This is a genomic window from Moraxella nasovis (assembly GCF_022701215.1).
GTDB classification, from domain to species: Bacteria; Pseudomonadota; Gammaproteobacteria; order Pseudomonadales; family Moraxellaceae; genus Moraxella; species Moraxella nasovis.
Genome location: NZ_CP089976.1, coordinates 365,063 through 390,500 on the forward strand (window position 1 = coordinate 365,063; position 25,438 = coordinate 390,500).

29 protein-coding genes are annotated in these 25,438 nt (G+C 42.7%); 11 read left to right on the forward strand and 18 right to left on the reverse strand.

Going from position 1 to position 25,438, the window contains the following annotated elements:
- The first annotated feature begins 137 nt into the window (after positions 1-137).
- A complete protein-coding gene (locus LU293_RS01810; RefSeq protein ID WP_242748224.1) occupies positions 138-692 on the forward strand; it encodes a carboxymuconolactone decarboxylase family protein in 555 nt (184 codons plus the stop codon).
- A gap of 71 nt (positions 693-763) precedes the next feature.
- Here the strand turns inward: LU293_RS01810 and LU293_RS01815 are convergent, their stop codons facing one another.
- The 6 genes from LU293_RS01815 to LU293_RS01840 form a co-directional block, all read right to left on the reverse strand.
- Positions 764-1,036 (reverse strand): hypothetical protein, encoded by a 273-nt coding sequence (locus tag LU293_RS01815; RefSeq protein ID WP_242748225.1) that lies wholly within the window; start codon positions 1,034-1,036, stop codon positions 764-766.
- Between the two features lie 42 nt (positions 1,037-1,078).
- Complete coding sequence (locus LU293_RS01820) at positions 1,079-1,873, reverse strand: ABC transporter ATP-binding protein (protein ID WP_242748226.1); 795 nt, start codon at positions 1,871-1,873, stop codon at positions 1,079-1,081.
- 12 nt (positions 1,874-1,885) lie between these two features.
- Entirely contained in the window at positions 1,886-2,812 is a 927-nt protein-coding gene (locus LU293_RS01825) for an ABC transporter permease (RefSeq protein WP_242748227.1), read from the reverse strand.
- 82 nt (positions 2,813-2,894) lie between these two features.
- On the reverse strand, positions 2,895-3,902 hold the full coding sequence (locus LU293_RS01830; RefSeq protein ID WP_242749596.1) for an ABC transporter substrate-binding protein: 1,008 nt from the start codon (positions 3,900-3,902) through the stop codon (positions 2,895-2,897).
- A gap of 220 nt (positions 3,903-4,122) precedes the next feature.
- Positions 4,123-5,154 (reverse strand): ABC transporter substrate-binding protein, encoded by a 1,032-nt coding sequence (locus tag LU293_RS01835; RefSeq protein ID WP_242748228.1) that lies wholly within the window; start codon positions 5,152-5,154, stop codon positions 4,123-4,125.
- A 235-nt stretch (positions 5,155-5,389) separates the two neighbouring features.
- Complete coding sequence (locus LU293_RS01840; RefSeq protein ID WP_242748229.1) at positions 5,390-6,352, reverse strand: hypothetical protein; 963 nt, start codon at positions 6,350-6,352, stop codon at positions 5,390-5,392.
- A 170-nt stretch (positions 6,353-6,522) separates the two neighbouring features.
- On the opposite strand from LU293_RS01840, the gene LU293_RS01845 reads away from it, so the two are divergent.
- The gene (locus LU293_RS01845; RefSeq protein WP_242748230.1) at positions 6,523-7,320 is read left to right on the forward strand and encodes a methyltransferase domain-containing protein; all 798 of its coding nucleotides are present in this window, start codon (positions 6,523-6,525) and stop codon (positions 7,318-7,320) included.
- A gap of 6 nt (positions 7,321-7,326) precedes the next feature.
- On the opposite strand, the gene LU293_RS01850 is transcribed toward LU293_RS01845, so the two are convergent.
- The 4 genes from LU293_RS01850 to fur form a co-directional block, all read right to left on the reverse strand.
- Complete coding sequence (locus LU293_RS01850) at positions 7,327-8,049, reverse strand: 16S rRNA (uracil(1498)-N(3))-methyltransferase (protein WP_242748231.1); 723 nt, start codon at positions 8,047-8,049, stop codon at positions 7,327-7,329.
- A 1-nt stretch (position 8,050) separates the two neighbouring features.
- The gene (locus tag LU293_RS01855) at positions 8,051-9,394 is read right to left on the reverse strand and encodes a 3-deoxy-D-manno-octulosonic acid transferase (RefSeq protein ID WP_242748232.1); all 1,344 of its coding nucleotides are present in this window, start codon (positions 9,392-9,394) and stop codon (positions 8,051-8,053) included.
- Positions 9,394-11,979: an aminopeptidase N gene (pepN, locus tag LU293_RS01860; protein WP_242748233.1), complete on the reverse strand. Its 2,586-nt coding sequence runs from the start codon at positions 11,977-11,979 to the stop codon at positions 9,394-9,396. Before pepN ends, LU293_RS01855 begins: the two co-directional genes overlap by 1 nt.
- 155 nt (positions 11,980-12,134) lie before the next feature.
- A complete protein-coding gene (fur, locus tag LU293_RS01865) occupies positions 12,135-12,566 on the reverse strand; it encodes a ferric iron uptake transcriptional regulator (RefSeq protein ID WP_242748234.1) in 432 nt (143 codons plus the stop codon).
- 137 nt (positions 12,567-12,703) lie between these two features.
- Between fur and LU293_RS01870 the strand changes: the two genes are divergently transcribed.
- Entirely contained in the window at positions 12,704-13,096 is a 393-nt protein-coding gene (locus LU293_RS01870) for an outer membrane protein assembly factor BamE (RefSeq protein WP_375540346.1), read from the forward strand.
- An 8-nt stretch (positions 13,097-13,104) separates the two neighbouring features.
- Here the strand turns inward: LU293_RS01870 and LU293_RS01875 are convergent, their stop codons facing one another.
- The 4 genes from LU293_RS01875 to LU293_RS01890 form a co-directional block, all read right to left on the reverse strand.
- On the reverse strand, positions 13,105-13,473 hold the full coding sequence (locus LU293_RS01875; protein ID WP_242748236.1) for an RnfH family protein: 369 nt from the start codon (positions 13,471-13,473) through the stop codon (positions 13,105-13,107).
- A complete protein-coding gene (locus tag LU293_RS01880; RefSeq protein ID WP_242748237.1) occupies positions 13,464-14,555 on the reverse strand; it encodes a hypothetical protein in 1,092 nt (363 codons plus the stop codon). Before LU293_RS01880 ends, LU293_RS01875 begins: the two co-directional genes overlap by 10 nt.
- 129 nt (positions 14,556-14,684) lie before the next feature.
- Positions 14,685-15,374, reverse strand: a complete 690-nt coding sequence (locus tag LU293_RS01885; RefSeq protein ID WP_242748238.1) for a c-type cytochrome — start codon at positions 15,372-15,374, stop codon at positions 14,685-14,687.
- Between the two features lie 223 nt (positions 15,375-15,597).
- Entirely contained in the window at positions 15,598-15,903 is a 306-nt protein-coding gene (locus LU293_RS01890; RefSeq protein ID WP_242748239.1) for a c-type cytochrome, read from the reverse strand.
- Positions 15,904-16,152: 249 nt separating this feature from the next.
- Here LU293_RS01890 and yihA point away from each other — a divergent pair, with 249 nt between their 5' ends.
- From yihA to LU293_RS01905, 3 genes are read left to right on the forward strand one after another with little or no spacing between them, the layout of a single operon-like run.
- Positions 16,153-16,833: a ribosome biogenesis GTP-binding protein YihA/YsxC gene (gene yihA / locus LU293_RS01895; RefSeq protein ID WP_242748240.1), complete on the forward strand. Its 681-nt coding sequence runs from the start codon at positions 16,153-16,155 to the stop codon at positions 16,831-16,833.
- On the forward strand, positions 16,826-17,659 hold the full coding sequence (gene rsmI, locus LU293_RS01900; protein ID WP_242748241.1) for a 16S rRNA (cytidine(1402)-2'-O)-methyltransferase: 834 nt from the start codon (positions 16,826-16,828) through the stop codon (positions 17,657-17,659). The genes yihA and rsmI overlap by 8 nt, the downstream gene beginning before the upstream one ends.
- Positions 17,660-17,700: 41 nt before the next feature.
- A complete protein-coding gene (locus tag LU293_RS01905) occupies positions 17,701-18,150 on the forward strand; it encodes a GatB/YqeY domain-containing protein (protein ID WP_242748242.1) in 450 nt (149 codons plus the stop codon).
- Between the two features lie 74 nt (positions 18,151-18,224).
- Here LU293_RS01905 and LU293_RS01910 read toward each other — a convergent pair whose 3' ends face one another.
- Both LU293_RS01910 and LU293_RS01915 read right to left on the reverse strand, forming a co-directional pair.
- Positions 18,225-18,875 carry a 3'-5' exonuclease gene (locus LU293_RS01910; RefSeq protein ID WP_242748243.1) on the reverse strand — a complete coding sequence of 217 codons (651 nt, stop codon included), beginning with the start codon at positions 18,873-18,875 and terminating at the stop codon, positions 18,225-18,227.
- Position 18,876: 1 nt separating this feature from the next.
- Positions 18,877-20,658 carry a DUF294 nucleotidyltransferase-like domain-containing protein gene (locus LU293_RS01915; protein ID WP_242748244.1) on the reverse strand — a complete coding sequence of 594 codons (1,782 nt, stop codon included), beginning with the start codon at positions 20,656-20,658 and terminating at the stop codon, positions 18,877-18,879.
- A 434-nt stretch (positions 20,659-21,092) separates the two neighbouring features.
- Here LU293_RS01915 and LU293_RS01920 point away from each other — a divergent pair, with 434 nt between their 5' ends.
- From LU293_RS01920 to LU293_RS01940, 5 genes are all read left to right on the forward strand, one after another.
- Complete coding sequence (locus tag LU293_RS01920; protein ID WP_242748245.1) at positions 21,093-21,413, forward strand: sulfurtransferase TusA family protein; 321 nt, start codon at positions 21,093-21,095, stop codon at positions 21,411-21,413.
- A 256-nt stretch (positions 21,414-21,669) separates the two neighbouring features.
- Positions 21,670-22,524 (forward strand): RNA polymerase sigma factor RpoH, encoded by an 855-nt coding sequence (gene rpoH, locus LU293_RS01925; RefSeq protein WP_242749598.1) that lies wholly within the window; start codon positions 21,670-21,672, stop codon positions 22,522-22,524.
- A gap of 35 nt (positions 22,525-22,559) precedes the next feature.
- Positions 22,560-22,955 carry a DUF423 domain-containing protein gene (locus LU293_RS01930; RefSeq protein ID WP_242749600.1) on the forward strand — a complete coding sequence of 132 codons (396 nt, stop codon included), beginning with the start codon at positions 22,560-22,562 and terminating at the stop codon, positions 22,953-22,955.
- Between the two features lie 8 nt (positions 22,956-22,963).
- Positions 22,964-23,164, forward strand: coding sequence for a sulfur carrier protein ThiS (gene thiS / locus LU293_RS01935; RefSeq protein WP_242748246.1), 201 nt, complete (start codon positions 22,964-22,966; stop codon positions 23,162-23,164).
- Between the two features lies 1 nt (position 23,165).
- Positions 23,166-24,014 (forward strand): nitrilase-related carbon-nitrogen hydrolase, encoded by an 849-nt coding sequence (locus LU293_RS01940; RefSeq protein WP_242748247.1) that lies wholly within the window; start codon positions 23,166-23,168, stop codon positions 24,012-24,014.
- Between the two features lie 77 nt (positions 24,015-24,091).
- Here LU293_RS01940 and LU293_RS01945 read toward each other — a convergent pair whose 3' ends face one another.
- Both LU293_RS01945 and ccmA read right to left on the reverse strand, forming a co-directional pair.
- Complete coding sequence (locus LU293_RS01945; RefSeq protein ID WP_242748248.1) at positions 24,092-24,766, reverse strand: heme exporter protein CcmB; 675 nt, start codon at positions 24,764-24,766, stop codon at positions 24,092-24,094.
- Positions 24,763-25,401 (reverse strand): heme ABC exporter ATP-binding protein CcmA, encoded by a 639-nt coding sequence (gene ccmA / locus LU293_RS01950; protein ID WP_242748249.1) that lies wholly within the window; start codon positions 25,399-25,401, stop codon positions 24,763-24,765. Before ccmA ends, LU293_RS01945 begins: the two co-directional genes overlap by 4 nt.
- Positions 25,402-25,438: the final 37 nt, after the last annotated feature.

Consider the following 25,438-nt stretch of genomic DNA (forward strand, 5'->3'; position numbering starts at 1 on the left):
ATAAAAATATTAAATAGATAAATTATTCCATAACATATTGATTTATAATTATTTTTATAAATTTTCATGACGCACTTGTATTTTTAAAAATCATACCCAATTAGATAGAAACACTCACAAAAAAAAGGAAGAAACTTATGGCACGTCTAACCGTCCACAGCCTTGAAACCGCTCCAAACGAAGCAAAAACTCGCATGGAGAACGTCCAAAAAGCCAACGGATTTATCCCAAATCTCATCGGTGTTTTAGCAAACTCACCCCAAGCCTTAGAATTTTATCAAGAAGTTGGTAAAATGAATGCCGCTAACTCACTAACAGCTGAAGAAGTAGAAGTGGTGCAAATTACTGCTGCTGCTCATAATGGCTGCGACTTTTGTGTAGCAGGTCACACAAAACTTGGCACGCTTAAGCTTAAAATGCCAAATGACGTACTTGAAGCTTTACGCAACCGAACTGCCATTGACAGTAATGAAAAATATCAAGCCTTAGCCCAATTTACCATGTCACTCATTGACAACCGTGGTGCAGTATCTGATGAAGCGTTAAATACCTTTAAAGCAGCGGGCTATAACGACCAAAATGTGCTTGATGTCGTGATGGGTGTGGCATTAGCAACACTATGCAACTACGCCAATAATGTCGCTAAAACCGATATTAATAAAGAGCTTTTAGAATTTGCACCTAAACACTAATTTTAAGCTTAAATAAAAAAGCAGGGGAAAAACCCTGCTTTTTTAGTAATGTCATCACTAAAATAAACTGCTTATCCAAATGGTCTAATATAAAACACCAAACCAACTAGGCAAATCCATACAACTGCTGACATTATCAGCATCTTAAACTTGCCTTGTTTGATACTAGGGCGGGTGGCGGCATGATAAGAAAATAAGATATAATCTGCAATGAGTGCACACACCGCCATAAATACCAATGCAACATAAGCACGAAATGGCGCTAAAATCACAGCAGCCAAGATTGCCAAAATGCCCAAAATGCGTAAAAAGTGAGAAATAAATACCCAGTGCTTTTTGATCATATCAACTCCTTTGGTGTAGCAATCAGTGGCTTATCGCCGTCATCAGCCTAAAATAAGGCTGTCATCAGTGACTTTCTCGCCACGAGTTTTTTCAAACATCTCAAGTAAGTCTGCCACAGTCATTCCACGGCGTACATCACCTGAGACATCAAGCACGACTTGGCCTTGGTGAAGCATAACAGTGCGTGTTCCATGCGTTAAGGCTTGCTGCATAGAATGCGTTACCATCATGGTAGTCAGTTTATTCTCAGTGACAATTTGATCGGTCAGCTGTAACACAAAGTCAGCAGTTTTAGGGTCAAGGGCTGCAGTATGCTCATCTAACAGTAAGATTTTAGAAGGCTGTAAGCTTGCCATCAGTAGGCTTACTGCCTGACGTTGTCCACCTGAAAGCAAGCCCATACGGTCAGTTAAGCGATTTTCTAGCCCTAATTTTAGCACAGACAATTTCTCACGAAACAGCTCACGATTATTTGTATTTAGTGCATTTTTAAGACCACGCCCTTTGCCCCGCTTATAAGCCAATGCCATATTTTCTTCAATGGTTAAAGATTCGCAAGTTCCTGCCATCGGATCTTGGAACACCCTAGCTACCCAATGGCTGCGTTTATGCGTGGGCTTTTTGGTGACATCTGTTCCGTTAATGATAACAGACCCACTATCCACCGCCAAAGCACCACTGATGGTGTTTAAAAATGTAGATTTACCCGCACCATTCGTGCCAATCACGGTCACAAATTCACCATCAGCGATGTTTAGGCTGACACCACGCAAGGCAGGATTTTCAATCGGTGTGCCTTTATTAAAAGTTAAGCACAAATTATTTGCTTGCATCATAATATCACATCCTTAATCTGTGGTTATGCGATCAGATTTTCGCTTTACACCAAAGGCGTTCATCAAACGGCTGCGGTATTTTGGTAGCATCAAAACGATAACCACTAAAAGTGCAGTCACCAAATTAAGATCTTGGGGACCAAACCCAATACTTCTTAGCGTCTGGCTGGATAAAGCAATTTGGATAAATAGCTTATAAAGCACTGCACCAACCACAACAGATAGCGTCACCCAAAACATTTTTTTGGCAGTAATCACTGTCTCACCGATGATGACAGCCGCTAAGCCAATGACAATTGTGCCAATACCAATAGAAATATCAGCCCCGCCTTGGGTTTGTACAAACAACGCACCTGATAAGGCAATCAAACCATTACTAATTGCCATACCAACGATGATAATCCATGAAGTATTAATCCCTTGGGCTTGTGCCATGCGTAAGTTTGAACCTGTGGCACGCATTGACAATCCCATCTCGGTGCTAAAAAACCAATCAAGCACAAGCTTGGCAATCAACACAACCACGCCTGCAACCACAACACGCACCCAAAAACCATTGCCATCTTCAATAAATGGTGCAAATACCGTTGGCTCGCCAAGCAATGATAAATTCGGTGCTCCCATGATGCGTAAATTAATGGAGTACAAGGCGGTCATCACTAAGATACCTGCCAAAAGGTGCAAAATGCCAAGTTTAACGTTTAGCCAAGCGGTTATCACACCTGCTGCTGAGCCTGCCAACATACCAAAAAGACACGCCACCCATGGATTAAAGCCAGAAACGATGGCAATACCTGCTACTGCTCCACCCAGTGGGAAACTACCATCTGCTGTCAAATCTGGAAAATCTAAAATCCGAAACGAAATGAGTACACCAAGTGCCATCAAAGCGTAAATCAATCCGCTTTCAAGTGCACCAAAAAAGGCAATCATTGACATAAAGCACCCTTGTTTTTATTACAACTTAAAATCAAAGCACACACCAAATAGCTTGGTGTGTGCTTATGACAATCTCATAGGATTATTGAACAACCTTTGACGCACGATCAGTTACGGTTTTTGGTATAGATATGCCTTGATCAGCGGCATTTTTAGCATTCACACCAAGCTCTAAACTTTGGGCTAAATAGACAGGAATATCACCTGCTTTCTCACCTTTTAAAATGCGTGCTGTGATTTTACCTGTTTCACGTCCTAAATCCAGATAGTTCACACCAAGCGTTACAGCGGCACCACGCTCAATGGTGTTCGGGTCAGCAGAAATCAGTGGGATTTTTGCTTCTTTGGCAACTTGAGCAAGTGCTTCATAAGCGTTAATCACATTATTATCAGTCGATGTGTAAATGACGTCCACTTTACCTACAAGGCTTTGGGTTGCCATGGCAATATCGCTTGACTTTTGGGCAGGAGCTTCAACCAAGTTGATGCCTTTGGCAGCAAGTTCAGCTTTTAGTGCTTTTAGTGTTACCACAGAGTTTACTTCGCCTGGGCTATAAACAAAGCCAACATTTTTTACGTTTGGTAAAATCTCTTGGATTAGTGCTACTTGTGGCTCAAGGGGTAGTGCATCAGATGCACCTGTGACATTTGCACCACTACCTTCAAGCTTGGACACAAGTTTTGCTTCAACTGGATCGGTTACTGCTGAGAATACGACAGGAATCTCGCTTGTGGCTGCAACCACTGCCTGAGCTGATGGCGTGGCAATGGCGATGATGGCATTTGGATTATCTGCCGCAAACTGCTTAGCGATTTGTCCTGCTGTGGCTTGGTTGCCTTGTGCAGATTGGAAGTTTACAGTTAGGTTCTCACCTTCTTTAAAGCCCGCTGTTGCTAGCTCTTCAATCGCACCTTGACGTACTGCGTCTAATGCTGGATGCTCAACAATAGCAGTGATTGCTACTGTTTTTGTGTCTGTAGCAGTAGCAGTATCCGCCTTAGTGGTTTCGTTGCCACTACAGCCAAAAAGTGCCGCTGTAATTAGACCTAAGCCTGCTAATTTTTTAAATGTGTGAGTTGAATGAAACATCATAGTTCTCCAGTTCCTTGGCAGCATTGCCATAATCAATCTTTAAACAAATAAACCAAGCGGGTTTGTTAATAGTGCCTATCCTAAATAAATCTTTATCATAAAGCAATTAATTTATGATTATTCATAAGTGTTTATATGGATTGCCCTATTAAGATACCTAAACAAACCTGCAATCCGCCAAACTTTGGATTCTCGTTTAGCGGTTTGGTGCATAATCTTATTCTTTAGGTGGTGTTGTGTCTACGTTAATGGCATCTTTTAGTAGTGCGTCTGTCACTTGAACACCTTGAGTTTTAGCATGTTTTGGACTAATGTAAAATGTCATGGTATTCATTTTGCTTGGTGCAACTTCGCTTGGTGATTTGCCATTTAGGACATCGGCGACTAACTTGGCAGTTACCACACCAAAGTCAAAGTCATTCACCCCAAGGGCAGCAGTCGCACCACGGCGTACCGAAAATTCATCAGAGGTCAACACTGGCACTTTTTGTTCATTTGCTGCACCGACCAAAGCCTCCATCGCTGATGCTACCCCATTATCAAGTGACGTGTAGAATAAGTCCACTTTACCTGCTAAAGCACGAGCAGCATCTGCTACATCCGCTGAACGATTGGCTGGCACATCAACCAGCTCCATGCCACGCTTTGGTAATTCCACAAGCAATCTATCACGAATGCTTACAGAATTCGCTTCACCTGGACTATACACAAAACCAATGCGTTTGGCGTTTGGCACAACTTTTTTTATCATGTCAATCTGCGGGGCAAGTGGTAATTCGCTTGATAGACCTGTTACGTTAGGCTGAGTTGGTTTACCATCTTCATCCAAGAGCTTGGCAGCAACAGGGTCTGAGACAGCAGTATAAACAAGGGGGATGCTCTGGGTAACTGCAGCTACTGTCTGGGCTGTTGGCGTGGTAATCGCCACAATTACATCAGGATTATCAGCAGCAAATTGCTTGGCGATTTGCCCTGCTGTCGCCATATTGCCTTGAGCAGATTGGAAGTTTACAGTTAGGTTTTGACCGTCTTTATAGCCAAGCTCACCTAAGCCATAGATTAAACCCTTACGAATGTCGTTTAAAGAAGGGTGTTCTACAATCGCACTAATGGCGATGGTTTTAGGTTCTTGAGATGGTTGAGTTACTGGCTCTTGGGCAGTTTGTTCGGTGGCTTGCGGCTTATCTTGCGAACAGCCAAATAAAGCAGCAACTGATAAAGCAATGGCGACAGGTTTGATGGCTTGCATCTTTTTCTCCAAAAGTAATCAGTCAAAAAACTGATTTGACACTATTTTTAAGTTCCGTTGTGCTGATACATTTGCTTTGTGATGGTAGCTGATAGTTCGATACAGTTAAACACCCCTAAGCTAACTGGATATTGTATCACAAATTAAGTCATTGTAATAGTCTGTAATAATTCTGCAATCCAATAAAAAGCAAAACCTCAAGAATTAACTTGGGGTTTTGCTCTTTTGTAGGAAGTTAGTAGGTCTCGTCACTCTCTACAATAGTCAGCTCAAGATCACCTGTGGCAGAAGAAGTAGCTTGTGTTGGCACAGCTTTTGGCTCAGGCTTAGTCTCAGGCTCAAGTTTAGGTTTTGGCTTAGTTTCAGCTTTAGTCTTAGTTTCAGGCTCAAGTTTAGGCTTTGGCTCTGATTTTACCACTGGCTTAGGCTCTGCTCGTGCGTCATTTTTTGGTTCAGCTCTAACCTGCGTTTTTGGCTCAAGCTTAGGTTTTGGTATTGACTGTACTTCAAGGCGATTTGATGTTTCATTGCTTTGAGACTCATACATCATCTCATCAGCACGTGATGAATCAAGCGTTTCAGTCTCTAATACTCGTGGCTGCAAAGTCGCTTGAAAGCTTGACGCACCTTGATTGACTGCCGCTACAAGGATATGTGCCACAAGCGTTGTCGCTGCTTTATCGTGTAGATTAGCCTGCTCACTATTTAATGCATAGCTGACATCATTTGCAATCACACGTCCGCCGATTAAGGCTGCATTGACTTGAATCGCTTGTTCTTGTAAGGTGGGCAATCCATATTGGGTAAATAAACCATCTGCTGCCTTAACATCCTGTGGCGATAACTCAAACACCACATCAGCACTGCAATCGCCATGCTGATTGACGACATTTTGCAGTTTGATGGCAATGTTGTCAATTTTATGGCGGACAAGTCCATCAAGCTCGTCATCTTGGGAAACTTGGTGTTCTTGAACAATTAATAATGCTTCAGCAAGCAAGGTCTGACGCACCGCATCAACAAGGCGATATTGATTCACCGCTGCATCACACATCACATCAACATCTTGTAAAACTGGCTCAATGACAACATCTTCGCCAAACTCTTCATTCTCTTTAGGTTTATCGCAGCCCACTAAAGTTAATGCCACTAGCGTAGGCACAGCGATTGATTGTTTTAGTAATTGTTGTATTTTCATATTTATACCCGTCGCTTTGACCGTAATTTACCCATCACGTTTGCAATGTGTTAAAATTGATAACCGAAAGATTATAGCACAGCTTTTATCATGGTGGATACTGCCTGATTGATAATTATCGTGTATCTTTATCGTAAATTATGTTTATATTTGTAAAGGAATTCGCTGTTATGTCACACCATCAGCACGATCGTAATTTTGATGCCATTGCCGACCATTTTGCCAAAAAAGTCTATGGCGGACTAAAGGGACAAATTCGTCTTGCTGTACTTAGCCACGACATATCACAAACTGTAAAAATACTCACCAAAAAGCTAAATCGCCCACTAAGAGTATTAGATGTGGGTGCAGGACTTGCCCAAATAAGCCTTGGGCTTGCCCAACAAGGTCATCACTGCACCATTAATGACATCTCAGGCAACCTACTAAATATGGCACGCCAAAATGCTTTTGATTTAGGTATAGATACAGTAAATTTGCGTTTTATTCATTGCCCTTACCAACAGCTGTCCAAAAAGATAACTGGAGAGCAGTTTGACTTAATTTTATGCCATGCAGTGCTTGAATGGCTTGATAAGCCTGAAGATATTATGGGGTTTTTTGATGATCATCTACACCCAGATGGGGCGTTATCTTTGTGCTTTTATAATCCTGCCAGTAAAATCTATCGCAATCTAGTTATGGGGAATTTTCACCATCTAAACACACCAAAACCTGCCGATAATAAAAGCTTAACGCCCAATCACCCTGTTGAGCCAACAAAAGTATCAGACTGGCTAAATAGACATCACTACACCATCAGACTAAAGTCAGGCATTCGAAACTTTAGCGATTACACACCCCTAAAGCGTGGCGGGCTTGCCAACACCGAAGATGTCATTGCCATGGAGCTAAAATACAGCAGGCAAGAGCCGTTTTGTCGCATGGGTCGCTACTTACACATCATAGCAACTAAAGATGATGAATAAATGCCGTCATCCCAACCAATGCCCAAGCACTGCACTGACCGCACTTTCTGTTCTTAAGATTCGCTTACCAAGACTGACAGATAGCACGCCAACTGAACCAAGCAAATCAATCTCATAAGGGATAAATCCACCTTCAGCTCCGATAATGACCACCTTAGGCAGTTCTGTTTTTATATTTATTGCCATACTGTCGGTAAAAGTTTGCGTAGCATAAGGATGAAATACCACCGCTTGCCCTGCCATCAAGCTTGGCAATTCATCTTGTACAAAAGGCTTAAATCTTTTGGCGAGCGTTATTTTTGGTGGTACGCTATCCACACCTTGAGATAAGCCTTCTATCACAAATTCATCTAGCCTTTGTAATAGTGGCGAACCCCAGTAGCTTTTATCTGTGCGATAGCTGTTTAAAAGTACGATGTGATCGACGCCCATCGCTGTCATGTCTATCATCAGCCGTCTTAGCACCTTTGGGCGTGGCAGAGCCAATATCACAGTAACGTCAAGCTTAGGCGGTGGCAACTGATCAAGACATACATCGGATAAAACCACGCTCTCATCAGTTAGGTGTTGCACCTTGCCAACACCCATTAATCCATTGATTTTAGCAATTTTTAGCCAGTCTCCCACGCTAGGCTTTAGCACATTTTGAATGTGTGTGATGATGTTTGCCTTGGTGATAATGGCAGAGTTTTGATTAAAACAACTTTCTTTTAATACAATAACATTCACATTACGCCTGCTTATCTTGGTTATATTCAGACATCAGCACCGCTAACAGCTTGTCCGCCATACGCTGGGCGATGTCTGAGTTTTGGCAAACTAACTGTTTAGCCGCTTGCCCTGCCCTACTGGCTTTTTGCTTATCGCTAAACCAATCGCTGGCAAATGCCGCCACATCACAAGCATCATCTGCTTGTACTAATGCATGAGCTGCCGCTAAGCTTTCTACCAGCGTTTCGCAGTTTTTGACAAATTTACCCATAATAATAGGCTTACCAAGGCTTGCAGGCTCTATCGGATTATGCCCACCCATGTCAAGAAAAGACCCCGCTACTAAAGCTACATCAGCCAAGGCATACCACACCATAAGCTCACCCATACTGTCTGCCAGATACACCGCTGTCTTATGACTTATCATCTCATCTAAGGAGCGACGTGCTACATCAAACCCACTATCATAACATAAGCCAGCAACCGCATTAAACCGCTCAGGGTGGCGGGGAACAATAATCAGCAAAGCATCTGGGTGCTTTTTTCGTATCATTTTATGGGCTTGTAATACCAAAGCTTCTTCAGTGTCGTGCGTACTTGCCGCTACCCAAACAGGTCTATCAGCTAACTGCGATGCCACACTTTCAAGCAGCTTTTTGTGGTTGATAGACGGCTTTGCAAAGCTTGCCCACTTTAAAGAATCCATTTGACAAATACGATCTTCATCTATACCAAGCTGTAAAAATCGCCGAACAGAAGCGGTGTCTTGAGCGATGATATAAGATAGATTATCCATCATAGAACGGCTGATTTTACCAAACCTAGCATAACCATCAAATGATTTTTGGGTTAAGCGAGCGTTAATCATCACTGAGCTGATTTTACGATTTTTAAGTTCGTAAAGCGTATTTGCCCACAATTCAGTCTCAACAAATACCGCCATAACGGGGCGAACATGACCTAAAAATCGCCTAACCGTCGCCAAATCATCTACAGGCACAAAACTATGCGACACCGTCTGGTTATTGATTTGCTCAGCAAACAGCACCTTCACCCTATCAAAGCCTGTCTGGGTCGTGCTGGTAATCCACAAGCAAAAACCACGCTGTAATAAGATTTTTAGCAGTGGATAAGCAGTATTAATCTCACCAAGCGATACGGCATGACACCATATCACCAAAGCGTTAGGCGTTGATTTTGGCGAAGGTATATACCCTTTGCCAAAACGCTCTTGCACTTGTGCCTGATAGGTGGGCTTATGGTGAGATTTACGGTAAACGATCCATCGGTAAATCGGCTTGGCAGCAGCAATAATCCATACATAATACCAAGGTGGTCTGGTCGCTTGATTGGTATTATGCATTAGTTTGCTTCTAACATACTGCCTAAAAACTCAAGCACATTCTTTGAGCTTGCCGTCTGTTTTAAAGCGATTAAGCGTGCTTGAACCATCTGCTTGTCTACCTTGCCCAATGTGTACCAACGAGCCAATGCCGATAGAATACGAGACGCTAACACAGGGTTGATAACATCAAGCCGTGCAACTGCAGAAAGATACAGATCTACGCCTTCTTGGGTCCAAAGCTCTGTTGGCTTGGCAGCAAGTGCACCTAAGGTGGTACGCACACGATTTGGGGTATTCCAGTCATAATCATCTCGCTTCATCAGCACATCAATATCAGCGACGCTTGCCATCGGTGAAGCTGCTTGTGCATGAAACCACAGATCCACCACCAAATCTTCATCTTTAAATCGCTCATAAAAATCTGCAACATAAGCTTGCTTTTTAGGCAGATTAAAATTAATCATCGCCGATAACGCTCCGATTCGCTCGCTCATGCAAGTGGCATTGTCATATTGATGATAAGCCCAAGATACAGCCAAAACTTGCTGTGCGGTTAATGCCAAATCAAGCAGCACATTGCGTAATAGTCTTTGGCCTTGGGCATTTGGCGTATCACTATAAGTGGTGATTGGTAGCTTGTTATACCATCGGACAATATCGTCGCTTAGGGCATAAGCCAATTGCTGCTTTAACGCATCACGCACAGCTTTTACATGCTTTGGATCATAATCTTGATCATAACCAAGTGCCAGCTCTTTTTGGCTTGGTATATCAAACAATCTAGCAGCCAGCATAGGATCGACATCGATAAGCTCATCAACTGCACTTTTTAATGAGTCAATCCACACATCTACAGCATCAGATTTACCCGATAACAATCGATTTACTAAGGACTGCACGGCTTGCCAACGGTTAAAGCCTTCAGTTTCAAACTTAACCAGCTTTGCCAAATCGCTATCAGAATAGTTAAAGTCAATCTGCACAGGTGCTGAAAAATTACGCAGCACCGAAACGACAGGCTTAGCATCAGCACTAAGCTTAACATTCTTAAACTCAAAATCTTGAGTTTCTTTTGTTAATAATAGCATCTGCTCACCTAAAATCTCACCTGTATTGCCATCAAAAATCGCTGTATTAACAGGGATTGGTAGGACAGTTGGCGACCCAAAACCTGCGACTTGGCGTGTGTACTGAGATAAAGTAACAACCAGCGTATCATTATCAGCCATCTGATAACGACCAGACACCACAGGTGTGCCAGGCTGCTGATACCAAGCCATAAAATCAAGCACTCGGCTATCTGCTGTCGCCATCGCTGACAAGAAATCTTCTACCGTTACCGCCTGCCCATCATAACGGCGAAAATACTCGTCAGCACCTTGGCGAAATTTATTTTCTCCAAGTAAATTGGCAATCATACGGACAATCTCCGCCCCTTTTTCATAGACAGTTGCGGTGTAAAAATTATTAATCTCCACAAAGCTATCAGGACGCACAGGGTGGGATAGCACGCCTGCATCTTCTGGAAATTGGGTTGCTTTTAGTGTTGATACTTCATCAATTCGCTGTACAGCCGCCGAACGAAAATCTGCCGAAAAACTCTGATCACGAAAAACTGTAAATCCTTCTTTTAGGCACAGCTGAAACCAATCACGGCAAGTAATGCGGTTGCCAGTCCAGTTATGAAAATACTCATGGGCAATCACCGCCTTCACAAAAAAACTACGCTCATCGGTGGTCGTCTCTGGGCTTGATAGTGTACAAGATGTATTAAAGATGTTTAAACCCTTATTTTCCATCGCTCCCATATTAAACTGCCCCGTCGCCACGATCATATAGCGATCTAAGTCATAGGCACGCCCATAATTTTCTTCATCCCAGCGCATGGCATCTTTGAGAGCTTGCATAGCGACATGACATTTATCAATGTCTGCTTTGTCAGCATAAATTTCAAGCAAAACCTCTCGATTGTCAATTGTGGTGTAACTGTCTTGCATAACTTTTAGATCAGCGATTACGCAAGCAAATAAATAGCTAGGCTTTTTGGTAGGATCTTCCCAAATGGCATAATGACGACCGCCATCTATCTCACCCATCTCTATTAGGTTACCGTTGGCTAATAAAGTTGGGTATTTCTTATCAGCCTCCACCCGTGTGGTGTAGACAGTCAAAACATCAGGGCGGTCGGGGAAAAAGGTAATTTTACGAAAGCCTTCTGGCTCGCACTGAGTAACAAACATCGCTTCATCGCCTGTGCCTGCTTGATACAAGCCCTCAAGCGTCGTATTTGTCTGTGGTGTGATACGAACTACCGTCTCTACACAAGCTACATCTGGTGCATGAGAAATGGTCAGACTCTCATCATCAAGCGTATAATCATCTTTTGTTAAAGCAGTGCCGTTTAGCTTGATTTGCTCTAACTTTAATCCACGCCCAAATAACACCAAGTCGCCTGCAGTTTGGCGGACCATCTTAAGCTTGGCTTTAACGGTCGCGTATTGCTCAAACAAACTAATGTCTAGATCAATACTCTCCACACTAAATACAGGTGGTGTGTAATCTTTTAGGTAGATTTTTTTAGGGTTGTTATTTAAAACCGACATACAAATTTCCTTTATGTTATTTAAGATACGCCATCACCTTAACCGATGGCAGATACATTTTACCCACAATACATCCATAAAAAAGCCAGTCATGTTAGCAATTTGACTGGCTTATCATAGATAAATACCGTAGATAAATGCCGTTATTTTAGCGTTTATTCAAGCGTCTTTTGGCATTCTGGACTATCACATACGCCGTACAGCACAAGCGAATGACCAGACAGTTTAAAATTGCACTCTTTAGCAACCTTGTGCTGCTCTTCTTCGATTACTTGATTATGAAACTCAATAATCTTTCCGCATACATCACAAACCAAATGGTCGTGGTGTTCATCTTGAACAATCTCAAATACTGATAAATTGTTCTCAAAATTATGACGCTCTACAATGCCTGCTTGCTCAAACTGAGTAAGTACTCGATATACCGTAGCCAGACCAACATCTTCACCCTGCTCTGCAAGCGCCCTGTACACACCTTCAGCACTCATATGATGATGCTCAGCATTCTCTAGTAACTCTAGAATCTTAATTCGTGGCAATGTTACCTTAAGTCCTGCCTTGCGTAAATCTTTATTGGTAAAAGCCATATATCACCCTTTTTCGTTGTTTATCTTAATAATTTAACACAATTTGGGGAAATTTTATACCCAAAAAATCAAAAATCCACATCAAAATCCTATACATATTTGAAAAAACTTGCATATTTAGACAGTTATCGTTAATATTGCTGCATCTTTTAAAGTTTTATGGATTTATCATGCGAACATTTGTTAATGTAAAACTTATTGCAGCTGCTGTTCTTAGTGCTGCTGCTTTAACTGGTTGTGGTATCTTTAAGGTCTATACCATTGATTTGCCCCAAGGGACGCCTTTCACCAAAACTGATGCCAATCGTATACAAGCAGGTATGACAGCCGATCAAGTTTTAGAAATCCTAGGTAGTCCAGCTGTGCGTGATACCCTAAATCCATACCGCTGGGACTATATCTACGACTACACCGCTGGCACAGATGGCAAACGTCAAGGTAAAAAAGATGTTAAAAATGCCAGCCATTATATCAGTGTTTATTTTAATACCAATGGTCAAGTTATTCGTGTAGCAGATAAAAGCCAATAACCACCAGCTTATCCTAACACACGTCCAAGCTTACGTACAGTTGGCTTGGATTTGTGTTTACGGCGTGTCATCGGATCATAAGATAGCGGACGATAAATCTCTACTCGATCACCTGCCTTAAGCACATCATCAAGTCGCTTTTTCTCACTGTACACACCCACATACCATGCTCGATGATTGGGCGAATCATAAGCATGATTACGACACCAAATAGCAAAGTTTGCCAACACTTCTAAAGACAGCCAGCCACTTAATTGCAACAGTTCATAAATGGTGCTGCCTTGGTCTACCCAAAATTCCTCATAGTGCTGCTTACTATCCGCTGGCTCTGCATATGCCAATGCCACTTGTATTTTGGTGTTTTGGTCTATAGCCATCCGATAAGCCACCCAACCAATGCTAAGCACACCACGACAGGCACGACGATACGCACCAACACACGCCATAAGTTATATCTACCTTCACTGGTGAAATTTAGTGTTTTTCTAAGATGGCTAATTTTCATAATAAAGCCTGCAAACACTGACAAATTTAGCACTGATATTAGCCCAAGCACCACAAGCACAACCGCCAACACCCCAAACGGAATCGGTGCAAAAAGCAAGGCCAAAACTAAAGTTGTTATACCACCTATCAGCAAACCTAAGCGTGCCGTCAGCTGTGATGACGCGTAATATAAGAAAAATGCTGCTATAAATAGCATGCCTAGACCTGATACCATAAACGATAATGGCGTGGTCATCGCACTACCAGCAAGTAAAGCAAATGATCCAAAAACAAGCTGCGTGAGCCAAATAGGAAACGTCAGACCAAATAGCGATTTTTTGGCATTCACCGCTTCATTCATCGCTTTGGGTAATCCAAACCAATAAAGACCTGTTCCTACACCCACTGATAACAATGCTAAAATCACCGCCTTAGCAAAATCACCAAAGGTAACCTCTGTCATCATAGGTACACCAACTTCGCTATTTACGCCATTGCCAAACAGTGCCATTGCCGCACCGATGACTACGAGCAGTAGACCCACTGGCAGCAGTCTATCCTTTAGCAGGCTTAAAATTAATGCTAGCACCATAAAGGCTGCACTTAAAGCGATGGCAGGCATACCAAAATCAGCAGCCACACTTGGTAGATAAGCCCACACACCAAGTGCCAGACGTGATGTAATTGATGCTGCCATCAACACAGCCACAAGAACTGACAGCCCTGAGAATAGTCTCCACATAAAAGAAGCGTCCGCTTCACGAGTTAGCTTTTGCATGCCAAGCCATGGGGTTGTGCCACTTCTGGCAGATAAAGCAAACTCTGCAAGCAAGACAGGTAGTCCGACTAATACCATCGCACCCACCCACATTAGCCAAACATCAAGCTCATGGGATATTCTTGGTGCAACCAAACTTACCATCAGTAGGGGCAATGCAGACGCAACCAAAAAAACTGTGTTTTTATGCAACATAATCTTTCAACAACCAAAAATAAAGCTCTATTGTAACATAAAGTAGCTGTATTTATAAAAATCAAAACTCATACAATACCCACGCCCACAAAAAAGCCCCAAAAATTGGGGCTTTTTAAGGAATAGTGATTAGTGAACCGCTGATAAGAATTCAGAGAGAATCTTAATATCTTTATCAGATAGCTTAGCAGCTACAGTCTGCATCATACCCTTTTCACCTTTTTTGGCGGAGTCATTGGTGCGAGTTTCAGTTTCCATAACATCATCTTCACGACCTGCGGCACGGAACATCTTCAGCTGAGTTGCCAAGTATGTCGCATGCTGACCGCCAATGCGTGGAAATGCCGCCCATTCATTACCTTGAGCTTTAGGGTCATGGCAACCTGCACATGGGATAACGCCACGAGATTTATCGCCACCCAAGTAAAGCTTTTGGGCGGCAGCATAAGTTGCCTTATTACCATAGCCTGGTGTCCATGGTGCTTGGCTTGCGTAATAACCTGCTACGTTTGCCAAGTCTTGTTGGGTTAGGCCGACAAGCTGAGCTTCCATAATGCCATTACGGCGTGCCTTGGTCTTAAAATCAACCAGTTGCTTATAAAGATATTTTACATTTTGACCGCCAAGATTTGGCTGAGCTGGAGCGACACTTACACCGTTTGCACCATGACAAGCAGCACAGACCGCATCAGCGATCACCTTACCTGCTTCGATATCATAATTAGGTACATTGACGGCAGCACCAGCAGTCAGGCTTGCAACACCGACACTAGATGCAAGAAGAATTTTGGCTAAAATGGCTTTATTGGCAGGTTTCATAACAAGTTCCTACTAACTATTGGGGAATGCCCACGTCTTGGGTTTTGTTCAAATAACACAATGAGAAGTAAACGCTATCATTCGGCAGTAAAAATACAGCGATTGCCTAAAAATATTTGCTATTATAGCAAGAATTTAACAAAAATTCCCACAAAAATTGTGGTATTAGCAACATTTTTTCAAAAAAGTCGTTTTTTATTGAAAAATTCAAAAAAATCATTGATTATTGTGACATATAGTCAATCAACTTGGCAAAATCATCATGACTGCAAGATTGGCACAGGCCCATTGCAGGCATTTGTGATGTGCCTTGAGCGACTGAGCGGACCAAGCCATCTGTGCCTTTTTGGATTTTTAGCTGATTCCACCGAGCAGTATCGCCCTTAGCAGGTGCATTAAAGTCATTATTTGGCTCATGACAAGTAGCACATGTATTCTCATACTTACTGACCACATCTGCATGTGCCAAACCCATAGGCAGTAAGCTTAAAGCCATCATAATCATGGCACGATTTAATAATATTTTCATTAATTTTCCAAATATATCTTATTAAAAGCTGACCACATTTAAACGAATATAAAGTCATTATGGCATCTTTTTATCATTTTGCAAGATATCTTTTATATAGCTGCTATAATATATAGCTGCTATAACAACTCGGATTGATCTTGAATTAGTATCGTGCGATGAGCTGGGTTTTGGTGTAATGTTAGTGTATTTATGTACAAATTTTGGTGAAATATGCTAAACTTAAGATAACTTACTTGAAGCGATATCATGAATACCGAAGATTATCTTAAACAAATTCGTCAGACTGCTTTTGCTATGTCTGCCCCGACTTTTAAACTATGCCCAAGCGATACAGGCTTTGAGGTGGCGTTCGCTGGACGTTCTAACGCAGGCAAGTCATCTGCCATTAACACCCTAACCCACCAAAAACAGCTTGCTCGGTCATCAAAGACACCTGGTCGAACGCAGATGATCAATTTTTTTAATGTCGGTTCAGAAGACGCTCGCATCGTGGATTTGCCAGGCTATGGCTATGCTGCTGTTCCAGAGCAGATGAAAATCAAATGGCAAAAAGAGCTAGAGGCCTATCTTGTAGATCGCCAAAGCCTAGCTGGGCTTGTGCTACTAATGGATATTCGCCACCCCTTAAAATATTTTGACGAGCAAATGCTACACTGGGCAAAAGACGGTAATCTACCTGTGCATGTTCTACTCACCAAATCAGATAAGCTTAAAAGCGGTGCAAAAAAATCAGCCCTACTACAAACCAAAAAACACCTTGAAAGTCTGGACTTACCTTTCTCCATCCAGCTATTTTCTGCCCTAAAAAAAGAAGGTGTAGAAGACTTAGCGTGCGTGCTTGGCGACTGGTTGCATCTAGGCGAACAAAAGCTGACAGATACAGCAGATGAAACAACGACAAAGCTAGGACAAAACGGTCATGAGTAATGGTACGTTATATATAGTTGCCACACCCATCGGCAATCTTAACGACATTAGTAAAAGAGCCTTAGACGTGCTAAATCATGCAGACATCGTGGCGTGCGAAGACACTAGAACGAGTGGCAAGCTTTTAAATTTTTATAACATCAACACTGCTACCACCGCTTATCATGAACATAATGCCGACAGCCAGACGCCAAAACTCATCGAAAAACTGCAAGGCGGGCAGTCGATTGCTCTTATCTGTGATGCTGGCACACCACTAATCTCCGATCCTGGCTTTCGTCTTGTGCGGGCTGCTCACGAACATGATATCCAAGTCGTACCCATCGTCGGAGCATGTGCGATGGTTGGGGCATTATCAGCAGCAGGATTGCCTTCTGATAAATTTAGCTTTATGGGATTTTTACCTGCAAAATCTCATGCCCGCCAAAAACTGCTTGAAGACTATAAAAATCGTACTGAAACGCTTATTTTTTATGAAGCACCCCATCGCATTAGCGAATGCGTAACCGATATGGCGATCATATTTGGTGATGAACGTGAAGCGACGCTATGTCGTGAATTAACCAAGACATTTGAAACCATCAAAAAGCTACCGCTATCAGAATTACTTACATTCATCCAAAACGATCCAAACCAACAAAAAGGCGAAATGGTGCTTGTCGTTAGTGGTCAAACCAAACAAAGCACCCAAGAAAATTACGATAACTGGCTTTTGGCTCTTGCTGGCGAATTACCACCCAAGAAAGCTTGTGGTATTGTGGCTGATGTACTGGGGCTAAAAAAGAGCGAAGTTTATGACAGACTGCTTGCATTACAAAATGACTAGTACAGCCTAATTCACTTTTTATCATCATAAGGAAAAATTTTATGTCAACCCTACAAAACACCATCACCGAAGCTGTTAAAACCGCCATGAAAGCTCGTGAGATGGATACCGTAAAGATTCTGCGTGGCATTCAAGCTGTCATCAAGCAGGTGCAAATTGATAACCAAACTGAGCTTAATGATAAAGGCATTCTTGAAATTCTCCAAAAACAAACCAAGCAGCGTCAAGAATCGCTTGAGATTTATAAAGCCAATGGGCGTGAAGACTTGGCACAAAAAGAACAATTTGAAATCAATGTCATTAGCCAATTCTTACCCGCTCAGTTGTCAGAAGATAAGCTTATTACCATCATTAACGAAACCATCAGCGAGCTGTCTGCTAACAGCATGAAAGACATGGGGCGTGTAATGAATGCTGTTAAAGATAAGACTGCAGGTCAAGCCGACCCTTCAGTCATCAGCGGATTGGTAAAAAAAGCTCTAACGCCTTGATAGGTTTATCATCAAGCTTTACACCACTATCACCCATAGCGCATTGCATAGATTACCACAATCAGCTGATAGCTCTATGGGTGGTTTTTATTAAGATGGCAAAACAGCATCGCTGTCATCATAGCGTCATTTAGGGCGTCATGAGCAGGTAATAATGGGATTTTATAAGATTTTAGCAGTTGGTTTAGGTGCTTTTTCTCAACGAAAACGTTTGGATCACGCTGCTTTTTTTGGCGAATCTTTTGATCAAGCACGCTAACATCTAGCGTCTTATTTGGCAGCTTAACCCCAAGATAAGGAGCAGCTAAAGCATTTAAAAATCTCATATCCATATCCACACAAAAACCCACCACAGTACGCCCCGCTATAAACGGCAATAACCGCTCAAGCATCTCATTATAACTTACGCCATTTTGGACATCTATGGGGCGAAGTCCATGAATGACGATAGTACTCGTATCTGGCATTACTGGCGGACGACAGACGATGGATAAAGCATCTGCTGTGTCCATCGTTAATACTCCATCTTTGTGCTTGATGCTTACTGCTCCGACGCTTAAAATATGGTCGGTTTTCGGATTAAGCCCTGTCATCTCAAGATCAAGACTCACCCACTCATCAGGTATGCCATCAAATAAATAGCCAAACTCTGGGCGAATTAGTAGAGATTTTTGGTGGTGTTTCTTATGCTCACTTAAAAATACACGTCTTATAAAATCAAACACATCACACCCCAAACACATCAAGGCGATAATGTCTTGTGACAAAGCCCTTAAAGTCTTTTGCCACCGCCAAACTTTCTTTAAGTAAATCTCGCTCAAGAGCAGATAGCTGATTTGGATTTACCTTGCGAGCAGATTTATCTGTGGTAGCAAGTGCCACCAAAAGACGCTTGGTGAGAAAAAAGTCTAAGGCCTCTTTTAGATTTAATGTCGTTTTTTGATCAAGTACGCTTTGCTTTTCTAGCTCATCTAGTCTTGCTCTCGTACTGGTTACTGTGATGCCATACTCCAGTGCCAAAGCCCGTACGCCATGCACAATGGGAAATATACCCGCTTTTTTAAGGTCAACATCATGATTGGCAGATCCTGTGAATTTTTGCCAAAAATGGCTGCCGTCGCCAAACTGTAAAATCGCTTTAGCAAAACGGTTAATAAAATTAGCAGCCGCATGGTTTTTGGCGTCCATCGTGTATGCCATCAGCTCATCAAATAAATCTTTATCGCCTGCCACAAAATGTGCATCTAGCAAAGTTGCAAGCCAAATCATACTCTCGTCTGCGTGCTGATACCATGATAATACTTGATCTTTAAATGCACTCAAGGGCTTTCGCCACAGCTCATTATTTAGCATGATATGCCCATCACAGTAAGGATAGCCAAACTGAGCCAAAGCATCGTTAAAGCGTTGGGCGTATTCTGCTAGATTGGCATCATAAAAACCATCTTTGATAATTAGGGCATTATCTTGATCAGTACGCATAATTTGCTCACCACGCCCTTCAGACCCCATCACAAATAAACATGTATTATCCACCACAGATTGGGGTGCAATGAGTGACCACGCTTTAGCAAAGACTTGAGCATTTAAGCTTTGAACAGTGCGACTAATGACGTGCGTCTTAACACCAGTCTGCACACTATTTCGGATATATTTACCGATCATATCCACCGCCATGCCAAGACTTTCAAGGCTTGATGCCTGTTCAATCTTAGCGACAATCAGCTGTGAGTGGTTGGTCAGAAAATTTAAAAGCTCGGTCTGCCCTAATACACCCACAATATCCCCATGGTCATCAACTATGGGTAGGCGGTGAATCTTACGTTCTAGCATGATAAGCAGTGCCTCACTTAGGTCTTGCTTAACATGGATGGTGCTTAAGTTAAAATTCGTATAAGGCAACACAGATGTATCAAAATCTGCTCCATCGCCCACCGCATGACATACATCTGCTTGGGTAAACATACCCACTTTATCACCCTTAACCAAAACGTGTTTGGCATGCACCTCATTCATGGCAATCGTCGCCTCTAATAATGTCGCAGTGCTTGCAACAAAATGTGCAGGCTTGATGTGATGTCCTAGGCTTTCAATGCTTTGATGTAATAACTGCTGACTCTCATAATGAGCATGACGCACGTTTTGGAGTTCTCGGCGAGAAGCTAGGTCAGCGTAGAGCAGTTTTTTTAGGGTGGGATTTTGATCGGCAATATCATTTAGGGCGTTACCGTTAATACGATACAGCAAGCTTTGTTCACTGGTGATAAAGTTGTAAGTCTCACCGTTTTTTGTGGTTGTGTTAAACCAATCAGACACGCTAAGCCCTGCAATCAGCTCATCTGCCAAAAATTGCTTTAACGCTCCCTTAATAATCACAAAAAAATCACCCTGCCACTGGCTTGGCACGCTTTGCCCTTCATCTAGATAGACGATTTGGCTGTGTTTTTCAAGCTTGGTGCGTTCATCACTGTTTAGCACGTCAAATGGTGGGTGATCTAGATAGTTCATTTTAGTCCTTTTAAATAACAACTTAAGTAAGTCACCGCATATGTCAATATCAGCACATAATACGTTAAGTTCTTATCATACACCTGAAAACCGCTCATGCCAAGTGTTTAAGTGTAATAGACAAAGTCTTTTATGGCGACATTTCAGCCAAATATTTCATGAATATGTAGTGAATATTATGGCAGATAAGTTATACTTATCAATACATTTTAGCCATTACCTGTGGTGTTTTTATAAAAATTGTCATCAAACTGTCATAAAAACATCACAAACTTGTCATATTGCCACAGCATAATACACGCATGGCAATCAACCATATCACAACTTTTTGGCGACAAACATAAAAGCACTTCAACATACGCCAACGATAACTTTCCATGCGACATCTTTTATTTGTGTGCTAAAATACCCAAAACCCCAAATCAGACAAATCCATGCTGACTATATCAACACAACTCACCAAAACCGAACGTGATGTAATCGCCGCACATTTACAAGATGTGGACGCTAATACGCTTATTACCGCCTTTTTTGATGCACGGGGGCTATCTTGTCCTATGCCACTGCTAAAAGCAAAATTAAGCCTACGCAATATCGCATTAGGAGGTAGCCTGTATCTCATCGCCAGCGATAAAAACTCCCAAAACGACTTGGTTCGCTATTGCCAAAAAAATAAGCTAGCAGTACAGACTTGGGAAACAAATGACACACAAGGCAACAGCATTTTTCACTTTATTATTACAAAAACAGTATAAAAAAGACTAGCACGAAAACCATTAAAGCCGTACAATAAACCCATTATACCAAAAAAAAGAAAACACAATGAGCAACAAAAACATTCAGTCAGATGACTATGATAATGAGTTCGATGACGACTATGAAGAAGACTATGAGCCATCGGATATCGAATCTTATGGCGAAGATTTAGATGAGTTTCACAAGATCGATTATGACGAGACAGACGTCACAGAAGCGGTCTATGATGTCGCCACTAAAGACTTAGTTCCAGCCATGCCAACTAGCCTATCTGCACCTGGTATTAATCTTGGGGCATACATCAATAATGTGCATCAAATACCCATTCTTACGCCTGAAGAAGAAAAAACGCTTGCCCATCGATATTATGATGATGGCGACGTAGAAGCTGCTCGGCTACTTGTGATGAGTCATTTGCGTTTCGTCATTCACATTGCCAGAAGTTACTCAGGATACGGTTTATCACAAGCCGACCTTATCCAAGAAGGCAACTTAGGACTTATGAAAGCTGTCAAGCGTTTCGACCCCAATAAAGGCGTACGTTTGGTGAGCTTTGCGGTGCATTGGATTAAAGCAGAAATTCATGAGTTTGTCATTAAAAACTGGCGAATTGTGAAAGTTGCCACCACTAAGGCACACCGTAAATTATTCTTTAACCTAAGAAGTCTTAAAAAATCAAGTAACCAACTCACCCTAGAAGAAGCAACCGCCATCGCTAAAGACTTAGACGTCACCGTCAAGCAAGTCTTTGAGATGGAAAGCCGCCTAACCAGCTATGATGCGTCATTTGAGATGCAAGATTCAGATGAAGATGACGGTCGCTATGCACCACAGCTATACTTAGAAGATGAGGTTAATCCTGCCGATGTCGTCGAAGAGACCGACTGGGAAGAAAACACATCTGCCGCTTTGCACGCTGCTATGAATGAGCTTGATGAGCGTTCACGAGACATCATCACCCAGCGTTGGCTTGCTGACCAAAAATCTACCTTGCATGATTTGGCGGCAGTTTATAACATTTCTGCTGAGCGAGTACGTCAGATTGAAAAGAACGCCATGGAAAAAATTAAAAACGTGCTAACCGTTGATGATGTCATGCTAGGCGGATAATTATGACCAAAGCTACTGTTCATAACAGCCAACTTATCTGGCTAAAGACGGCAGCACTAAACCTAGCCATCGGTGTAGGGCTTGGTGCATTCGGTGCTCATGGCTTACAGGGCTTTGCAGACCCTTACGCCATCGAAATTTGGCATACCGCCACGCTTTATCTGTTCGTTCACGCCCTAGGCTTGCTTGCCATCGGTGTGTTAAATGCCACCACACAATATCGAATCTCATTGCCCGCCTATCTGCTACAAGCAGGTATCGTTATTTTTAGCGGAACGCTCTATGCCATGGCACTTGGTGCACCAAAATGGCTGGGCATGATTACCCCCATCGGTGGCACGCTTATGATTATGGGCTGGCTGACGCTTACATTTGGCACATTGCATAAGCAAGGCAGCACCACTCTACCCAAAACCAAACCTATTAAATAAAACCAAATATGACCAATATTAACCTAAATGGCAATGCCACCACCACCGACCAGACCAATGTTCTAGATCTACTGACGAGCCTAGAGATGACCCAAGGCAGATTCGCCGTTGAAATTGACGGCAATCTCGTCCCAAAATCACGCCTTGCCGACACCCTTATCACCGAAGGCATGAACATAGAAGTCGTCCAAGCTGTGGGCGGAGGTTAAGATGAGCCTTAGTATTGCAAGCATTCAGTTATGTAGCCAAACTGACATTGACGCCAATTTAGACACCATCAAAAAAGCAGTAAGCCAAGCTGCCAATCAAGCGCAGCTCATCATACTGCCTGAGAACGCTTGTGTTATGGGAAGACAAGACAAACTTGCCGATAGATTTGATGAGATGGTCGCATTTATGGGCAATCTAGCAAAAACCCACCACATCTATCTAGTGGCGGGTACGTTGCCTTGCCCTACTCGCCCTGATGGCACGGATGTCTTAGGTGATAGATTTCGCCAAGTTAGTCTTGTCTTTAATCCACAAGGTAAGCAGATTGCCCGATACGATAAAATCCATCTATTTCGTGCCACCGTAGATGATAGCACGGGTGGCTATGATGAAAATAACACCTTTGAAGCAGGTGATACGCCTGTGGTCGTACCGCTTAACATAGATGGTCAAATCATTCATCTTGGTCTGATGATTTGCTTTGATGTGAGATTTCCACGCCTTGCTCAGACGCTTCGAAATATGGGAGCAGACATCATCAGCATGCCAGCAGCTTTCACCTACCAAACAGGTAAAACACATTGGCAAACGCTACTCCAAGCAAGAGCTTTAGACAGTCAATGCCTTATCATTGGTAGCACCCAAGGTGGCACACACCACATTGGCGAGCGTACTCGCCAGACGTGGGGTCATGCGATGATGGTCAACGCTAATGGTCAGATTATCGCCACGACCAACAACACCCAATGTACAGATGACTTTGCAATCATTTATGCAGACTTTGATAAAGCTGCCCAAAAAAGCATTCGCCAAACCATGCCAATTTTTGAATGCTTTCAAGAATTTTAACTAAAAAACCGCTTAATAAAAAGCGGTTTTTCACTCTCAGCACGCTTCATGCCCTTACCTAAGCATAAGCTTTTTTACTAATCCGACCATACCATCTTTAATACACTTGCCACCACAAATGGCGTAATCAGCATAGCAATAATACTTCCTGCCCCAAGCAAAGCAAGTGTAGGCAGTCCATTTAGTCCTGTGGCGTATAAATCCACCGCTCCTGTCGCAAAAATCAGCACAGGTAGCTGCATGGGTAAAGCGATGAGTGGCACAAGCACCGCTCCATTTTTAAGCGTGAGCGTCAAACTGCTGGCAATGGCAGATAAGGCAAGCATAAGCGGTGAACCTGCCACGATAGATACCATTAAAATTACAGCATCTTTAACTGGCATGTCAAACAACGGCACAGCAAGCAGCGATAATACCGCCACACAGCCTGCACTAAAAACCCAGTGCATAATCAATCTGGCAAGCACCCATACTGGCAGTGGTGCTCTTGAGACGACAAGCTGAGCTAAAACACCGTTCGCCATGTCATCACGAAATAAATCATCTACACCAATTACTAGAGCAATCAAGGTTGCAATCCACACTGCCGAGCTTGCCAAACGCAGCAATAAGGCAGGCTCACTGCCAATCGCCAAAGGAAATAACGTAATAATGAGCAAAAACAACACCAATGGAAACAGCCACTGCACCGCCCCTTGGCGTTTAATTTGCCATTCTCGTGCCATCATCGCCAAAAATGCTGACTTCATCATAACGCAAACTCCGCCAAATCTAAGGTGCAATTATGGATACGCACCAACTGGTGACTGGTCATAAGCACTGCACCGCCACAACTTGCAAACTGCCTAATCCGCTCTTCGATATCGGCTACCATCGCCACATCAAGAGCGGTTAATGGCTCATCAAGTAGCCAAAATGGCGACTGCTCTACGTCCAGCACAAAAAGCCTAGCCAAACCAACTCGCCGAGACTGACCTGCTGATAACTGACCGCTTGGCATTTGTTCTAAACCTTGCAAACCCACCCTTTCAAGAGCTTGTTCAATCACAGTCTTGCTGCCATCCACACCATACAGTGATAATAAAAATTGCAGATTTTGAGCTACTGTCAAATGCTCACTAATGCCAAGCTGATGCGACACATACACAGGTGCTAAGTCGCCTGCGATCATCATCTTACCTGTCATCATCGGTAAAATCCCTGCAATCTGCGACAGTAGTGTCGTCTTACCTAAGCCATTTTCTCCAATGAGATGGCAAATATCACCAGCGTGTAAAGTTAGGCGAACATCGCTACACAGTACAAAATCGCCCCGCTGTACGTCCACGCCTTGCATGGCAAAGACGCAGTTAGGCGAAGTGGTATTAAGATGAGAAAAATCAGTCATGGTAGATGTGTTATGGCTAAATATCACCGCCCATCAT

What these genes read in the sequence shown, in the direction of transcription:
- LU293_RS01855 (WP_242748232.1), bottom strand. Translation starts at nt 9,394, where the DNA reads ATGCATAATACCAATCAAGCGACCAGACCACCTTGGTATTATGTATGG.
- LU293_RS01810 (WP_242748224.1), top strand. Translation starts at nt 138, where the DNA reads ATGGCACGTCTAACCGTCCACAGCCTTGAAACCGCTCCAAACGAAGCA.
- LU293_RS01890 (WP_242748239.1), bottom strand. Translation starts at nt 15,903, where the DNA reads ATGAAAATATTATTAAATCGTGCCATGATTATGATGGCTTTAAGCTTA.
- LU293_RS01830 (WP_242749596.1), bottom strand. Translation starts at nt 3,902, where the DNA reads ATGTTTCATTCAACTCACACATTTAAAAAATTAGCAGGCTTAGGTCTA.
- LU293_RS01915 (WP_242748244.1), bottom strand. Translation starts at nt 20,658, where the DNA reads ATGAACTATCTAGATCACCCACCATTTGACGTGCTAAACAGTGATGAA.
- fur (WP_242748234.1), bottom strand. Translation starts at nt 12,566, where the DNA reads ATGGCTTTTACCAATAAAGATTTACGCAAGGCAGGACTTAAGGTAACA.
- ccmA (WP_242748249.1), bottom strand. Translation starts at nt 25,401, where the DNA reads ATGACTGATTTTTCTCATCTTAATACCACTTCGCCTAACTGCGTCTTT.
- LU293_RS01945 (WP_242748248.1), bottom strand. Translation starts at nt 24,766, where the DNA reads ATGATGAAGTCAGCATTTTTGGCGATGATGGCACGAGAATGGCAAATT.
- LU293_RS01875 (WP_242748236.1), bottom strand. Translation starts at nt 13,473, where the DNA reads ATGGCTATAGACCAAAACACCAAAATACAAGTGGCATTGGCATATGCA.
- LU293_RS01815 (WP_242748225.1), bottom strand. Translation starts at nt 1,036, where the DNA reads ATGATCAAAAAGCACTGGGTATTTATTTCTCACTTTTTACGCATTTTG.
- pepN (WP_242748233.1), bottom strand. Translation starts at nt 11,979, where the DNA reads ATGTCGGTTTTAAATAACAACCCTAAAAAAATCTACCTAAAAGATTAC.
- LU293_RS01845 (WP_242748230.1), top strand. Translation starts at nt 6,523, where the DNA reads ATGTCACACCATCAGCACGATCGTAATTTTGATGCCATTGCCGACCAT.
- thiS (WP_242748246.1), top strand. Translation starts at nt 22,964, where the DNA reads ATGACCAATATTAACCTAAATGGCAATGCCACCACCACCGACCAGACC.
- LU293_RS01905 (WP_242748242.1), top strand. Translation starts at nt 17,701, where the DNA reads ATGTCAACCCTACAAAACACCATCACCGAAGCTGTTAAAACCGCCATG.
- rpoH (WP_242749598.1), top strand. Translation starts at nt 21,670, where the DNA reads ATGCCAACTAGCCTATCTGCACCTGGTATTAATCTTGGGGCATACATC.
- rsmI (WP_242748241.1), top strand. Translation starts at nt 16,826, where the DNA reads ATGAGTAATGGTACGTTATATATAGTTGCCACACCCATCGGCAATCTT.
- LU293_RS01880 (WP_242748237.1), bottom strand. Translation starts at nt 14,555, where the DNA reads ATGTTGCATAAAAACACAGTTTTTTTGGTTGCGTCTGCATTGCCCCTA.
- LU293_RS01835 (WP_242748228.1), bottom strand. Translation starts at nt 5,154, where the DNA reads ATGCAAGCCATCAAACCTGTCGCCATTGCTTTATCAGTTGCTGCTTTA.
- LU293_RS01820 (WP_242748226.1), bottom strand. Translation starts at nt 1,873, where the DNA reads ATGATGCAAGCAAATAATTTGTGCTTAACTTTTAATAAAGGCACACCG.
- LU293_RS01840 (WP_242748229.1), bottom strand. Translation starts at nt 6,352, where the DNA reads ATGAAAATACAACAATTACTAAAACAATCAATCGCTGTGCCTACGCTA.
- LU293_RS01885 (WP_242748238.1), bottom strand. Translation starts at nt 15,374, where the DNA reads ATGAAACCTGCCAATAAAGCCATTTTAGCCAAAATTCTTCTTGCATCT.
- LU293_RS01920 (WP_242748245.1), top strand. Translation starts at nt 21,093, where the DNA reads ATGCTGACTATATCAACACAACTCACCAAAACCGAACGTGATGTAATC.
- LU293_RS01940 (WP_242748247.1), top strand. Translation starts at nt 23,166, where the DNA reads ATGAGCCTTAGTATTGCAAGCATTCAGTTATGTAGCCAAACTGACATT.
- LU293_RS01825 (WP_242748227.1), bottom strand. Translation starts at nt 2,812, where the DNA reads ATGTCAATGATTGCCTTTTTTGGTGCACTTGAAAGCGGATTGATTTAC.
- yihA (WP_242748240.1), top strand. Translation starts at nt 16,153, where the DNA reads ATGAATACCGAAGATTATCTTAAACAAATTCGTCAGACTGCTTTTGCT.